The sequence below is a fragment of the Bacillus sp. FSL W8-1127 genome, assembly GCF_038006725.1.
GTDB classification, from domain to species: Bacteria; Bacillota; Bacilli; order Bacillales; family DSM-4216; genus Bacillus_O; species Bacillus_O smithii.
Genome location: NZ_JBBOVU010000001.1, coordinates 1,638,610 through 1,653,952, shown reverse-complemented (window position 1 = coordinate 1,653,952; position 15,343 = coordinate 1,638,610). Strand labels below are relative to the sequence as shown.

Annotated in this window: 13 protein-coding genes; 8 read left to right on the top strand and 5 right to left on the bottom strand. The window is 41.5% G+C overall.

Annotation, left to right across the window (positions count from 1 at the left end; translation table 11 throughout):
• Positions 1-257: 257 nt before the first annotated feature.
• Positions 258-1,592: an amino acid permease gene (locus NST12_RS07870; protein WP_048623338.1), complete on the top strand. Its 1,335-nt coding sequence runs from the start codon at positions 258-260 to the stop codon at positions 1,590-1,592.
• A gap of 222 nt (positions 1,593-1,814) precedes the next feature.
• Here NST12_RS07870 and dhaM read toward each other — a convergent pair whose 3' ends face one another.
• Genes dhaM through NST12_RS07855 form a run of 3 tightly spaced genes read right to left on the bottom strand, consistent with a single transcriptional unit; the run spans position 1,815 to position 2,928 of the window.
• A complete protein-coding gene (gene dhaM / locus NST12_RS07865) occupies positions 1,815-2,192 on the bottom strand; it encodes a dihydroxyacetone kinase phosphoryl donor subunit DhaM (protein ID WP_341100840.1) in 378 nt (125 codons plus the stop codon).
• A complete protein-coding gene (dhaL, locus tag NST12_RS07860) occupies positions 2,185-2,775 on the bottom strand; it encodes a dihydroxyacetone kinase subunit DhaL (RefSeq protein WP_341100839.1) in 591 nt (196 codons plus the stop codon). Before dhaL ends, dhaM begins: the two co-directional genes overlap by 8 nt.
• Positions 2,776-2,790: 15 nt before the next feature.
• Positions 2,791-2,928, bottom strand: coding sequence for a dihydroxyacetone kinase subunit DhaK (locus NST12_RS07855; RefSeq protein ID WP_341100836.1), 138 nt, complete (start codon positions 2,926-2,928; stop codon positions 2,791-2,793).
• A 116-nt stretch (positions 2,929-3,044) separates the two neighbouring features.
• Between NST12_RS07855 and NST12_RS07850 the strand changes: the two genes are divergently transcribed.
• Positions 3,045-4,208 carry an IS256 family transposase gene (locus tag NST12_RS07850; RefSeq protein WP_048623008.1) on the top strand — a complete coding sequence of 388 codons (1,164 nt, stop codon included), beginning with the start codon at positions 3,045-3,047 and terminating at the stop codon, positions 4,206-4,208.
• Positions 4,209-4,314: 106 nt separating this feature from the next.
• On the opposite strand, the gene dhaK is transcribed toward NST12_RS07850, so the two are convergent.
• Positions 4,315-5,223 (bottom strand): dihydroxyacetone kinase subunit DhaK, encoded by a 909-nt coding sequence (gene dhaK / locus NST12_RS07845; protein ID WP_341100834.1) that lies wholly within the window; start codon positions 5,221-5,223, stop codon positions 4,315-4,317.
• 662 nt (positions 5,224-5,885) lie between these two features.
• Positions 5,886-7,253, bottom strand: a complete 1,368-nt coding sequence (locus NST12_RS07840) for an ISLre2 family transposase (RefSeq protein WP_003355652.1) — start codon at positions 7,251-7,253, stop codon at positions 5,886-5,888.
• 157 nt (positions 7,254-7,410) lie between these two features.
• On the opposite strand from NST12_RS07840, the gene NST12_RS07835 reads away from it, so the two are divergent.
• From NST12_RS07835 to gabT, 6 genes are all read left to right on the top strand, one after another.
• On the top strand, positions 7,411-8,772 hold the full coding sequence (locus NST12_RS07835) for an IS4 family transposase (protein ID WP_445662341.1): 1,362 nt from the start codon (positions 7,411-7,413) through the stop codon (positions 8,770-8,772).
• 333 nt (positions 8,773-9,105) lie between these two features.
• On the top strand, positions 9,106-10,473 hold the full coding sequence (locus tag NST12_RS07830) for an ISLre2 family transposase (RefSeq protein ID WP_003355652.1): 1,368 nt from the start codon (positions 9,106-9,108) through the stop codon (positions 10,471-10,473).
• A gap of 476 nt (positions 10,474-10,949) precedes the next feature.
• On the top strand, positions 10,950-11,639 hold the full coding sequence (locus NST12_RS07825; protein ID WP_048623334.1) for a GntR family transcriptional regulator: 690 nt from the start codon (positions 10,950-10,952) through the stop codon (positions 11,637-11,639).
• Between the two features lie 85 nt (positions 11,640-11,724).
• Complete coding sequence (locus NST12_RS07820; RefSeq protein WP_341100830.1) at positions 11,725-12,537, top strand: carbon-nitrogen hydrolase family protein; 813 nt, start codon at positions 11,725-11,727, stop codon at positions 12,535-12,537.
• 7 nt (positions 12,538-12,544) lie between these two features.
• Positions 12,545-13,918, top strand: coding sequence for an APC family permease (locus NST12_RS07815; protein WP_341100828.1), 1,374 nt, complete (start codon positions 12,545-12,547; stop codon positions 13,916-13,918).
• A 20-nt stretch (positions 13,919-13,938) separates the two neighbouring features.
• Positions 13,939-15,294: a 4-aminobutyrate--2-oxoglutarate transaminase gene (gene gabT / locus NST12_RS07810; RefSeq protein ID WP_341100826.1), complete on the top strand. Its 1,356-nt coding sequence runs from the start codon at positions 13,939-13,941 to the stop codon at positions 15,292-15,294.
• Positions 15,295-15,343 lie beyond the last annotated feature (49 nt).

Genomic DNA, 15,343 nt, shown 5'->3' with positions numbered 1-15,343 from the left:
TCTGTTCAGATAATGATAAATATGACATTCTTTTATAAGTTCCCATTTGTTTTTTCATTTTGGATTATACCTACATCTTTAAAAATCAGTTTATTCGTAATTTTCCGATCTTTTAAACTTACATTGACACAGTGCTTCATTATGATATAGTAATATCAAAAACTTTAGCGCTTAAAAGCATTTAAACATCAAAACGTTATATGATTAAAATGCTTTGGTGCAAAAGTAAAAAATAAGAATAACAGGAATGAGAAAACATGGAAGAAAAAAATCAAGGTTTACGTAAGGGACTGTTGCCAAGACATGTCCAATTTATTGCTTTGGCAGGCATGATTGGAACAGGGATATTTAAAGGAAGCTCGGACACTGTCAATATGGCCGGTCCCAGTGTTGTGCTTGCCTATTTAATTGGAGGACTATTGCTTTTTATTGTCATGGTCGCATTAGGAGAAATGGCGATTGTTTATCCTAAACTCAATGTGCAGCATCTGATCAATAAAGCTTTTGGCAATCGGATATCCTTTATCGTCGGATGGCTCTATTGGATTAATTGGATTATTGTAACTGTCGTTGAATTGCTGGCAGCCGGAAGTTTTTTGCAATACTGGTTTCCTTCTATGCCATTATGGTTGTTAAGTTTCATCTGTGCTGCCTTTATCGTGGGAATCAATTTATTTCAAGTAAAATACTACGGCGAACTTGAATATTGGATTGCCGGCATTAAAATTGTTACGTTAATGGCTTTTATTCTTTTAGGTTCTTTAATCTTGCTAGGGATTTTTCCCGGTACCACGTCCTCCTTATCAAATTACACAGCCCATGGCGGTTTCTTCCCCCATGGTTTAGGTGGAACGTTCAGTGCCTTTTTAGTGGTGATGTTTTCATACGGCGGAGCTGAGTTAATTGGAGTCAGTGTCACGGAGACAAAAGACAGCCAGCGTGTTTTGCCGAAAATTATTAAAGGAACCGTTTGGAGAGTCATTATTTTTTACGTCCTGCCCATTCTCATCATTTGCGGAATCGTTCCTTGGGATCAAGTATCCTCTAAAGAAAGTCCTTTCGTGCAAGTTTTCGGCTTCTCAGGACTTCCAGGCGCTGCTCATGTAATGAATTTTGTGCTTTTAACGGCTGTTCTGTCAGCTGCTAATTCAGGAATATACGCTACATCCAGAACATTGTTTACGATGTCTCAAACAGGTGAAGCTCCTAAGGCCTTTTTGAAAACGTCCAAACAAGGCGTTCCGTTAAACGGAATATTATTAACAACCATTTGTATATTAGTGGGTGTATTTTTAGCTTATATGACCCCTGATCAAGTCATCAGCTATCTTATGACCATTCCAGGATTTACCGTTTTATTAATTTGGATCGGGATATGTTTAGCCCAATTAAAGCTCCGGCCTCAATACTCGGAAAAACCTGTTTTTCAGGTAAAAGGGTTTCCTTATACGACGATTATCGCTGCCATTTGTTTATCTTTCATCTTTTTAGCTTTTATTTTTAATAAACAAAATATCATTGGAACGATTGTCTGTCTGGTCATTGTCGCTGTACTTATTCTTCTTTCTTTTACTGTCAAATCAAAAAGATAAAAGACTTGTTAAAAAGGCCAAGAACCTGGATTCGTTAGGTTTTTGGCCTTTTTTCATATGCTCTAAATAACCTATCGACAACAGACGAATCAGCCCCATTCGATCCATGATATTTTGGCTTCATTCCATCTATCATACTTCGATATGGCGTTAGATAAAAATTTTGGATCAAATAAAAAACTTCCAATCTGCAAGACTATCTTGCAAATTGGAAGCTTGTTTTTATTTTATTTTCAATGGTTTGAGTTGATCTATAATTTCTTCGAAGGGTGCATCGGCTTGTATCAATGCGGCTGCTGTATAAGCGCTCTCAACTAACGCGGTATCCATAAGATGAACTTGCTTTTCGGTTATTTCTATCGCCATTTCTAAGTTCATTTTCGCACTGCCTAGATCATAAAAGGCCAACAGTTTATCAGCACTATTCTCGGAGATCGCGGAGCTGATCTTCTCAAAACTTGTCCCTACACCCCCTTCCTCTGTTCCCCCTGCACAAGTGATCGAAACGTCTCGGGCTGCCTCTTTTAATAATCGCACTACTCCTTCCGCCAGTTCTTCGATGTGGGAGACAATGACAATCCCATATTCTTTTTTAGTCATTCAGAATGCCTCCCTCTAACATCGCTTCAAAAAAGTATCCGCTTGAAACGGCGCCAGGATCCAGATGCCCGATGGAACGTTCTCCAAGATAAGAGGCGCGTCCCTTCGTTGCTTTCATATCTTTTGTTTGATTCACAGCTTCCTGTATCGTTTCTTTTGTTAAATTTCCGGATTCCAGCGCTTCGATCACAGGGACCCAAACATCCACCATGGTTTTTTCGCCCGGTACTGCCTTTCCCCTCTTTTGAATCCCTTCAAGCCCTGCTTTTAGAATCGCCGCTATATTTTTTTCATCCTTGCCGGCTTGTTTGGCCATCGCCATAAGGGCAGATCCATAAAGAGGTCCGGAGGCGCCTCCGATTTTACTCAGAAGCGACATGGAAGCTTTTTTCAAAACATCTTGTACCGTCGCATATTCCTCCTCTTTTAATTTTTCTTCCATGTCTTTTGTTCCGCGCGCCATATTCGTGCCATGATCGCCGTCGCCTATAGCGCTGTCTAATTCACTTAAATAAACCTTTTGTTCATTCACTTTACCAGCAAATAAAATGAGCCATTTGACAGTATTTTCAGTCGTTAACATCCATCATTCCTCCTTCTATACCCATGCAGGTGTCTTAACTGGAATTTTCAAATAGTGGGTCCAAGTATCATCTGCCAGTTTGACAAGAGTTAAAGAGACCCCTGCCATATCAATAGAAGTCATAAAGGAACCAACTTTTTTATAATCAATCACCAACTCGATGATGTAAATTATTTTGTGTAAGCAAATTTTTCTACTAGAAAAAAAGAAAAAGGCAGGGTATTCTCAGATTTGCGACCAAACAAAACTGAAAGGAGATACCCTACCTTATGAGTAATAGTATACTCAACTCAGATTTCGCAAATCAACTGGAAAATATGATAAAAGATTTTGTTCAAGAAAAGCTTGAATTCATCATGAGAGAAGAAATCAAAAATTTCCTCCAAGTGGAACAGGAACACGTTCAAAACTCAAGAAATGGTTATTATCACCGTACTCTTGATACAAAGTACGGGAAAATAGAAGCTCTTACGGTTCCAAGAGATCGCAACGGGGATTTCCAGACTCAACTGTTTGAGCCTTATCAACGTCAAGACGGCTGGCTGGAACAGGCGATTATTAAAATGTATCAAAGTGGGATGAGCACTCGAGAAATTGGGAAGTTTATCGAAAGAATTCTTGGTTCAACCTACTCTCCTACCACGATTAGTCATATTACAGATGCCGCGTTGGAGGATATTCAAAAATGGCAACAACGTCCATTAAACAAACGGTATTCTGTGTTGTATCTTGATGGGTTTTATATAAAAGTTCGTCGTGATACGTATGCCAAAGAAGTCATTTACGTTGTTCTTGGTGTCAATGAAGAAGGTTATCGTGAAATTCTTGGCTTTTACGTTGGAGGTCAAGAAAGCGCGCATGGCTGGCAAGAGATTCTCCAAGACCTTTATACACGCGGTGCTCATGAAGTCTTACTTGGTGTTTTTGATGGACTCCCAGGTCTTGAAGAAGCCTTTAAAGCCGTCTATCCGAAAGCCGATGTTCAACGATGTGTGGTCCACAAAGTAAGAAATACGTTAAACAAGGTAAGGAAAAAAGACCAATTTGAAGTGGCTGAAGACCTAAAGCTGATCTATCGTTCGATGACAAGAGACGCAGCCATTCAAGCCTTTCATGAGTTTAAAGACAAGTGGTCTAAAAAGTATCCTAGAGAAGTCCAATCTTGGGAACAAGATTTAGATGTCCTCCTAACATTCATGAAATATCCGACCAGTATTCGTAGTGTCATCTACACGACCAATGCGATTGAACGAACGATTAAAGATATACGTAAACGACTCAAAACGATGAACAGCTTAACCAGTATTGAAGCAGCAGAAAAAATCACGTTCTTAACGGTACAGGACTTGAATGAAAAATGGTCCACTAGAAAACTTAAAGGGTTTTCTACGGCATACAAGGCACTTCAAGATATGTTTGAAGAAAGATACTGAAAGACCAAATTTTGTTCATGAAGAACAGAGTCTAGGGAGACTAAGTTGTCTTATATGAGACTGAATATTCAGTCTCATATAAGACAACTAAACACCTCCTCCAAGATTAAAAAAACGTATCTGAGAATACTCTCTTACACAAAATTCTTGACGGTACCACCAACTCTTCTTCCTTTAATAAAGCATGGACATCATTCATGAACACAAATTGTTCCATTAACGGTGTAGAACCTAGTCCATTTACCAATACGGCATATTGATCCCCTTTTTTCCAGTTGAATGCTTTTTTCAATTGGTTGACTAGTTCTTTTGCGATTTCTCTTGATGTTTTTATTTTTTCACGCCGGTATCCCGGTTCCCCATGAATTCCAACACCGTACTCCATTTCATCCTCTGCTAGTTGAAATCCCGGTTTGCCTACTTCCGGAACGGTCGCCGGAGAAATAGATACCCCTATCGTTTTGATATTCGGTACTAACTGATCCCCCAATGTTTTTATCTCTTCAAGGGATAAACCGGACGCTGCCGCAGCACCTAAAATTTTATGTACCAGAACAGTTCCCGCTATTCCCCTTCTTCCGGCTGTAAAAGTACTATCTTCAACGGCGATGTCATCATCAACAATTAATTTTTCGACTTGTATATTTTCCATTTCAGCCATCTCTTGAGCCATCTCAAAATTCATCACATCACCAGTGTAGTTTTTCACAATCAATAAAACACCCGCACCTTGATCCGCTATCTTAATGGCTTCAACTATTTGGTCAGGTGTTGGAGAAGTAAAGACTTCGCCACAGACGGCAGCCGACAGCATGCCTTGTCCGACAAAACCTGCATGGCTAGGTTCATGACCGCTCCCTCCTCCGCTGACTAGTCCCACTTTTCCCTCGTCTTTAAAAGTTCGATAAATGACACCTGTTCCTTCTAACCTCTTTACTAGTCCTTCATTTGCATAAACAAAACCGTTCAGCATTTCGTCTAATACATTTTTTGGATCATTTAATATCTTTTTCATCGTTTAGCCCCCTATTGTATTTTCGAGGTTTTATAGTTATGAATATCCTATAAAATAAAATGATATTCCGCTCAACAAATGACTAACAGCATGAATGATTGGGTATGCTATGGTTCACGTCTAAAAAAGTATTTTTCTTCAGATAATATGTAACCCCTTACATTTTGTTTTGCAAATTTTGGTATTCAGTCAATCTTATTTTCCCATATTTATATGATTCCAGCAAGCTTCATAGTGACGATGAATCCTAAAAAATTATGAAGAAATAAAGTTCGTTGTTAAATCAAAAATTAACTCAACTTTCGCAGTGAAAAATTTATGAATAATCCTTGATTTGATAGGTTTCTTTGGGTATCTCATATTCACTTGACACTGAAAAAATTCGTCTAAAAAACAAAAAGACACCTCTTTCTTTTGGTAAACTATTGGTGACCAAACCAAAAACCAAAGAAAGAAAGGTGTCACCATTATGATAACGAAAAAAGAGTATTTTGCGCAATTACCAAAAGAAATAAGAGTCAGTCAAGACTTTGTGGGAATTTTTTTGGTTCGCTGAAAATAGATGTAAGTCATAGGTTAGCGAACCATTTTTTTGAATTTCATCCGTAAGCGCTTTCGGACTCTCATCCCTTGCCATGACAGACGAATATGTATACCTTTTTTTACCATCCCTTGAATTCAGACAGGGCATGATAGATCGGAGTCCCGGACGATTGCTGTAAATATGGCACGTTATTCCGCGTTACCTCTGGAAGAAGACGGCGGATGCGTTGTTTCGCCTTGTTCACGATCGTCTGTTTGGTAGATGCCGTTTCCTCCGCCGGATGCGACGATTCTTCTCCTAAACGATGTCCGAAAAGACGAATCCCATCCATCCGGGCAATCATTGCCTTGAAAAACGCCCTGAGTCCCTTGTCTGTCCAACTGCGGCGGTATTTCACCCGATACGCCAGCTGGCTCATCACGCTTTCAGCCCTCCCCATCGGATACATGCCCGTTGTGTCCACTCCTTGCTCCTTCAGCCATTCCCGGTAATCACGGATGCATCCCGGCATCGATTCGATCCGGTGGATCAAGGCAGCCAGCTGTTGTTCTTTCGCTTCGTCCCCCAGCGTGCCGAGGGCGCTGTTCAGTTCCACAAGCAGCTTCTCTTCATCCTGCTTCGCCAGCTTTTGCCGAATCGCCTGCCACCGTGGATGGCCCGAGAGGCATTGGCGCAACTCACGCGCCACGTGGAATCGATCCAATTGGAAGCAGACCCGTCCTTTGAAATACTCCCGGCACGCGGTAATCCATGGAGCGCCGTCCCCGTTGATGACAAGAAGATCCCGACACGGATCATAGGCATATTCGTTCATCAAAAATTCCTCGAAGCCTTCCCACACCTCCCCCTTGCCTTCATGGACGTAATGGCGCTGATTCACGAATTCGATCCGTGAGCCGTTGCGCTTCCATCCTTCGTGAACGGTCAGGATTTTGTCTTCCTTGGCCCGTTTTCCCTTCCCTTGGAGAGAGACAAACAGTCCATCGGCCTCCACAAACAGCACCCGTCCATATCGCTGGTCAACCGGGCAGTGCAGCGGAACTTCAGCCTCGAGCACCAACTGGCGGATCGTCTCATGGCTCATCACCGGATACCCGACCATCTGGGCAAGCGTATGAGCCGCTTTGCGATAGGAAGAGCACTCCACAGCCAATCCCATCGCCGTTTCTTCTAGACAAGGGCTGATTGACTGCGATCCATCAAACGCTAAAAAGGAATCAAGCAAAAACGTGTAACGGTTTTGTTCTCGGTCTAAATAGTAGTTTCGCTCAAAGGTAACTTCGCCAAACAAGGTTTGAATCGTGGTGCGTCGTTTGTCTTTCAAGTGGTACCGGCGCTTGTCCCGGGTTTCCGCCAATTGTCGGTCGATGTCCTCCAACAGAGCCGTAAACAGCTCGGTGAAGGCGTTTTGCAAGGCTCGAAACAAATCAAGTTCGATCTCTTTCCATGTCAACGAATTTGTGGTAAGATGTTGTTGAATATTCATGGGACTCTCTCCTCCTGTTTGATGGTGTGAACAATGATCATCTTACCAGGGAGAGAGTCCTTTTTTCATGTTTCCTGCTTGGGATCCTACCGCGCTTTGCTTGGTGGCCCCGATGAGGGGGATTGCGAACCTACGTTCCCAACCCCCTCATCGGGGAATTCTAAGAATTTCTCCCACAAACATTTTACTCACACAAGAAATAAAAGACGGATTTTCTGAATTACAAATTGGTAATCATTTAAGAAAAGCAGGAATTATCAAGGCTTGTGGTTATTCTTGTTTATCGATTTTTCAACTATTATTTCTTCTTGTTTTTCAATACAGAAACTGGTACCACGCCTTACAAAGCAAAAAGGCTGCCGATTTACCAGGAAAAGATACCATTTATCGTTTTTTGAACTCGTCTACGTATAACTGGAGAACCTTTTTACTATCTCTGAGCTCCGAAGTGATTCGTCGTGTGAAACAAACGATTTCGAAGCGCCGTGTTACCGTGTTTATTGTAGACGATTCGATTTATTCTCGTAACCGTAGTAAATCGGTTGAGCTTCTAGCTAAAGTATTCGATCATTCCACTCGTCAGTTTGTCAATGGTTTTCAACTATTAACGCTCGGATGGTCCGATGGCTTTACATTTGTACCTATCGATTTCGCTCTTTTGAGTTCAGCGAACCAAAAGAATCGCTTGAACGAAATCCATTCGTCCATTGATAAACGAACCACAGGCTACAAACGACGGCTCGAGGCATTGGAAGCAAAACCAAACATGGTGTTGAAATTAGTAGAACATGCATTGGATAAAGGAATTTTCGCTGATTATGTGCTCATGGATACATGGTTTACTCATGCCCCGTTGGTGGAGAAGATTCACTCCAAAGGCCTTTTTGTCATTGGTATGGTCAAACAGCTGAAACAACGGTATCTTTTCAACGGAGAACGTTTAACCTTGGAACAACTGTATCGAAAAGCGAAACGAGACATTGGCAAAAAAGAAACACTCGGCTCGATTCACGCAACCCTTCATACGGGTTTACCAGTGAAAATCGTGTTTGTGCGGAATCGAAACAACCAAAGTGAATGGCTAGCCATTTTGAGTACAGATACCACGCTGTCTAATGAAGAAATCGTTCGAATCTATGGGATGCGTTGGGACATTGAAACCTTTTTTAAATTCAGTAAATCGTTTTTACATTTAGCCAAAGAGTTTCAAGGTCGTTCCTATGACATGATGATTAGCCATACTACCATTGTCTTCACTCGGTATATCTTGATTGCTTGGCAACTTCGGAAAGAAGAGGATCCGAAGACCATGGGCAACTTATTCTTGTTTCTATGTGACGAAGTAAAGGAGATGGACTTTAAAACGGCTTTACTACAATTGATTTCTCTTTTCCAAACTTTGGCTGAAGCTAAGGTTTATTTGAGTATGGACATTTTTCAGTGTCAACTGTCCAATTGGATTACTTCTTTACCTCGTTATATCAAGGACTGTCTTCATATTTCTGTGTGCGAAAGTTGAGAAATTAACATAAAAAATTAGCTTATGGACTGGATGAAAGGGTGTTTTTAACTTTGTATGACGTACTTTTTTCGCAAATGAATGATCCAAATCATGACGAACTTCACTTTGCTCGAACTAAAAAATACCTTTTGGAAACGTGTGAGTAAAATGTTTGTGGGAGAAATTCTTAGAATTCCCCGATGAGGGGGATTGCGAACCTACGTTCCCAACCCCCTCATCGGGGCCACCAAGCAAAGCGCGGTAGGATCCCAAGCAGGAAACATGAAAAAAGGACTCTCTCCCTGGTAAGATGATCATTGTTCACACCATCAAACAGGAGGAGAGAGTCCCATGAATATTCAACAACATCTTACCACAAATTCGTTGACATGGAAAGAGATCGAACTTGATTTGTTTCGAGCCTTGCAAAACGCCTTCACCGAGCTGTTTACGGCTCTGTTGGAGGACATCGACCGACAATTGGCGGAAACCCGGGACAAGCGCCGGTACCACTTGAAAGACAAACGACGCACCACGATTCAAACCTTGTTTGGCGAAGTTACCTTTGAGCGAAACTACTATTTAGACCGAGAACAAAACCGTTACACGTTTTTGCTTGATTCCTTTTTAGCGTTTGATGGATCGCAGTCAATCAGCCCTTGTCTAGAAGAAACGGCGATGGGATTGGCTGTGGAGTGCTCTTCCTATCGCAAAGCGGCTCATACGCTTGCCCAGATGGTCGGGTATCCGGTGATGAGCCATGAGACGATCCGCCAGTTGGTGCTCGAGGCTGAAGTTCCGCTGCACTGCCCGGTTGACCAGCGATATGGACGGGTGCTGTTTGTGGAGGCCGATGGACTGTTTGTCTCTCTCCAAGGGAAGGGAAAACGGGCCAAGGAAGACAAAATCCTGACCGTTCACGAAGGATGGAAGCGCAACGGCTCACGGATCGAATTCGTGAATCAGCGCCATTACGTCCATGAAGGCAAGGGGGAGGTGTGGGAAGGCTTCGAGGAATTTTTGATGAACGAATATGCCTATGATCCGTGTCGGGATCTTCTTGTCATCAACGGGGACGGCGCTCCATGGATTACCGCGTGCCGGGAGTATTTCAAAGGACGGGTCTGCTTCCAATTGGATCGATTCCACGTGGCGCGTGAGTTGCGCCAATGCCTCTCGGGCCATCCACGGTGGCAGGCGATTCGGCAAAAGCTGGCGAAGCAGGATGAAGAGAAGCTGCTTGTGGAACTGAACAGCGCCCTCGGCACGCTGGGGGACGAAGCGAAAGAACAACAGCTGGCTGCCTTGATCCACCGGATCGAATCGATGCCGGGATGCATCCGTGATTACCGGGAATGGCTGAAGGAGCAAGGAGTGGACACAACGGGCATGTATCCGATGGGGAGGGCTGAAAGCGTGATGAGCCAGCTGGCGTATCGGGTGAAATACCGCCGCAGTTGGACAGACAAGGGACTCAGGGCGTTTTTCAAGGCAATGATTGCCCGGATGGATGGGATTCGTCTTTTCGGACATCGTTTAGGAGAAGAATCGTCGCATCCGGCGGAGGAAACGGCATCTACCAAACAGACGATCGTGAACAAGGCGAAACAACGCATCCGCCGTCTTCTTCCAGAGGTAACGCGGAATAACGTGCCATATTTACAGCAATCGTCCGGGACTCCGATCTATCATGCCCTGTCTGAATTCAAGGGATGGTAAAAAAAGGTATACATATTCGTCTGTCATGGCAAGGGATGAGAGTCCGAAAGCGCTTACGGATGAAATTCAAAAAAATGGTTCGCTAACCTATGACTTACATCTATTTTCAGCGAACCAAAAAAATTCCCACAAAGTCTTGACTGACTCTTTGGAAACTTCTTCCTTGATTAATCATTTTTCAGTATCGATCCCCTCTCTCCCAACTTTCGCTGCTATTTCTCCAGACGATTACTGGCAGCCTATTGATCATCATTTATAGAAAAATTCAATAGCTGACTGATAGATGAACGCATTACGAATATGCTTTCTTTCGTCGTATACATAGTTGGATGAAATAAGTCTGTCATTTGCATCCCAATCAATTGTTTGCCTATTTCAATAGTAAAAAGTATGAGAGATAATCTGACAATAAATTTGATATTTCTGAAAATTCGTGTTATTTTATAAGAAACCATTCATTAGAAAGGAATGATGCAATGAAGACTGCACCTAAAATGACTGAGGAGAAAATATATCATGTTCTCCGTGACGCCATTGTAAATGCAGATTTTCCTCCCGGGCAACAATTAAAAGAAAATGTATTAGCAGAAGCCTTCGGGGTCAGCCGTACACCTATTCGAACGGTTTTTCAGCGATTGAAATACGATTCATTAATCGAATTAAAGCCAAAAAGAGGTGCCTTTGTGTACTGCCCCACTCCAGCTGAAGCGGAGCAAATATTCAGCGTCCGGAAAATGTTGGAACCCCAAGCGACTGAACTGGCGGCCCACTATGCAACATCGGCAGAAATCGATCGTATGCATCATTTTTTAGAAGAAGAACGAAAATTAATGAAAGATCATTTGTTTCACCAGTCATTAGTGGCAACAAAGAATTTGCATTTGAGTATCATTGAAGCATCCAGAAATTCGTATTTAATCGAATTTCTTAAAAAAATTATTACTTTATCCCATATCATATTAAGCTTCTATGATGTATCTGAACATAAAGAAGCAAATGCCATCTGTGAGCATGATGAATTATTAGAGGCGATTAAAAATCACCAGCCAAAAGCAGCAAAAGAACTAGCTTTTAAACATATCGAATCGATTCAAAACGATATTGATTTTTCAAAAGAATTTACGGATCCTGTCTCGATTACACAAATCATTCATCGTTACGTATAAAGCCACGGCATAAATTGTATACAATTTTTGTATACATAAGATAAATCCTCAGTACTGGGAGGTAAACCAAATCGTTCGAGTGACCATGGCTCAATTTTCACCAAAACAAGGCGATAAAAAAGAGAATATTCATAAAATGATCGAAATGATGAAAACAGCAAAAAAGCAGCAATCACAGCTCATTCTGTTTCCGGAATTATGTTTAACTGGATATTTTGTTTGGGAATCTTTAAGTGAGTTGGCCGAGCCGCTTTCAGGCAATTGCATTCAAATTTTCCAAAGTGCTTGTAGAGAACATGAAATCTTTGCTGTTATCTCTTTTCCGGAAAAAAATAAGGACTCCACCTTCTCTATCACTGCCATTCTGATTGACGACAAAGGGACGATAAGAGGCATCTATCGAAAATCCCATCTCTTTGCTAACGAAAGAAATGTATTTAAAGGAGGAACAGAGCTGCCTGTCTTTGATACCAAGCTTGGAAAAATAGCATTAATGATTTGCTATGATCTGGAATTTCCAGAAGTCGCAAGAATACTCCGGCTTAAGGGAGCAGAGCTTCTACTCGTACCGCTGGCAAACATGAAGCCTTATGAAAAGCATCAATTCATTTATTTACAAAGCCGCGCTATGGAAAATCAAATTCCAATCGTATTGTGCAATCGTACCGGAACAGAATATGATACTACTTTCTTTGGTGAAAGCGCTGCCGTCGACGGAAACGGCACTGTAATCGTCAAACTAAATGATGAAGAACAGCTAATCACCATTCATGTTCCGCTAAATAAACCATTTGATGAACATTTAAATTATATGGCAGATCGGAGAACCGACTTATACGTAGAGCTATTTAATGAATTGACTGATAAATCAGAAAACAAAACCGAACAAAGGAGATGATATGGATATGAAGAAACAGCTTCATCTGAAACGAACATTAAAGCTGCCGCAAGTGATTATTTTTGGCCTTGCTTATATGGCACCTATGATTGTTTTCGGAACCTATGGCATTTTAGCCGAGACCACCCACGGTTCTGTTCCAACCGCCTATGTCGTTGCGTTGATCGCCATGCTATTTACCGCCTACAGCTATGGAAAAATGGTAAAAGCCTTCCCCACCTCAGGTTCAGCCTATACTTATACTCGAAAGTCGATCAGTTCACATTTGGGGTTTATTATTGGCTGGGCTATATTGTTAGATTATTTATTTCTTCCCATGGTCATCTGGCTGATCGGATCCGTATATCTTCATTCTGCCTTTCCGTCCGTTCCTCTATGGATATGGATCATCACCTTTATCGTCATCACATCCATCATTAATGTCATTAGCGTTAAAATGACGACAAATGTCAATTTTTTCATGATGGTTTTTCAACTGCTAGTGATTGCTTTTTTTCTCATATTATCCATCATGAACATAACTTCGAATACCGGAAGCAACTCATTCGATCACAACCCGTTTTTCAACAGTCACTCCTCTCTTTCATCTATACTTGCAGGAGCTTCCATCGCATGTTATTCATTTTTAGGATTTGACGCTGTCACAACCATGTCTGAAGAAACGCTGCAGCCGGAAAAAACGCTGCCGCGAGCTATTTTGCTTGTTACTTTCATCGGTGGAATCATCTTTGTCATTTCCTCTTGTTTTCTATACCTTGTTCATCCAAACTACACTAATTTTCAACATCTTGATTCAGCTGCATTTGAAATTGCTAAACAAATTGGCGGAACATTGTTAAGCTCCATTTTCCTTTCCGGTATGATCATTGCCCAATTTGCATCGGGAATCGCTGCCCAGGCAAGCGGTGCACGCCTATTATATGCAATGGGCAGAGACAACGTATTGCCGACAAAATTATTTGGCTATTTAAATGCAAAAACCAAAACACCCATTCTCAATATTGTGATAATGGGAGCCATTTCTTTACTAGCGGTGAATATGGACGTTACGACATCCACATCCTTTATTAATTTCGGAGCGTTTTTGACATTTATATTTGTCAATGTGGATGTGATTTTTCACTACTATATAAAACAAAAAAATCGTTCAAGCAAGGATACTTTTTTCTATTTTCTCATTCCTTTAGTAGGAGCCGTTTTAGACTTTGGACTATTTTTGAATTTGGATAAAAATGCAAAAATTCTCGGTTCGATATGGACCTTCATCGGAATCGTTTATCTAGCCTTTTTAACAAAAGGCTTTAAAATAGCACCACCCGAAATGGATTTTCAAAGCGTTGAAAGTCCGACAGAATTGCCTCTTGATCAAAAATCTATTTAAAATGGAAAGGATGGATCCAAATGAAATACGCAAATGTTAAAAGCAGTTTACCAGGAAGCATATCTAAAAGTTTACTGGAAAGAAGAGAAAAAGCGATCCCCCGTGGAGTTAGCTATGGAATACCTACTTTCGCCAAAGAAGCAGCTGGTTCACTCGTAACAGACGTGGATGGCAATACGTTTATAGATTTTGCAGGAGCCATAGGGACGATCAACGTAGGACACCGCCATCCAAAAGTGGTAGATGCTTTAAAAGCTCAAATTGATCAATATATTCATACAGGATTTAATGTCATGATGTATGAACCGTATATTGAGTTGGCTGAAAAACTAGCGGCCATCGCCCCGGGGAATGAGGATAAAAAAGTGATTCTCCTCAACAGCGGAGCAGAGGCAGTAGAAAACGCCGTGAAAATTGCTAGAAAATATACAAAAAGACCAGGCATCATTAGCTTTACACGAGGTTTCCATGGAAGGACATTAATGACGATGTCGATGACAAGCAAAGTGAAGCCTTATAAATTTGAATTCGGCCCCTTTGCTTCAGAGGTTTATAAAGCGCCTTATCCATATTTTTATAGAAAACCAGGAAACATTTCGGACGAAGAATATGAAAATTTCATCATCGAAGAATTTAAAAACTTTTTCAAAAATGACGTTGCTCCAGAAATGGTAGCGGCTGTTGTTATGGAACCTGTACAAGGCGAAGGTGGTTTCATCGTTCCCAGTAAAAAATTTGTTCAAGCGGTTTATGACATTTGTCATGAATACGGCATTTTATTCGTGGCGGATGAAATCCAAACAGGTTTTTGCCGGACTGGCCGTTATTTTGCCATTGAGCATTTCGACATTGTTCCTGATTTGATCACCGTTTCTAAATCACTTGCTGCAGGAGTACCGTTAAGCGGCGTGATTGGCAGAAGCGACATTATGGATGCTGCTTCGCCAGGTGAATTAGGCGGAACTTATAGCGGAAGCCCACTCGGTTGTGCGGCTGCATTAGCCGTATTGGACATCATTGAATCCGAGAATTTAAACGCTCGCGGCGAACAAATCGGTAAAACCGTCATGAACAAGTTTAAAAATTGGTACGATCGATTCGAGTTTATCGGCGATATTCGGGGGCTGGGAGCAATGTGTGCAATAGAGCTTGTAAAAGACAGAGAGACAAAAGAGCCTAACAAAGATTTAACCAATCGAATCATCGCTGAAGCCAATAAGCGTGGTTTACTTCTTTTAAGCGCAGGCATATTCGGCAATGTTATACGTTTGCTGATGCCGATTACCATTACTGATGAACAATTGCAAGAAGGACTGGAAATTCTTGAACAATCTATTTTGGTGGCAGCAGCCTCTATTGAAAAAATTTCTTTATGACGAGGGAAAATCAAGAGACAACGCTAAGTTTTGCCATGAACAAAGCCAT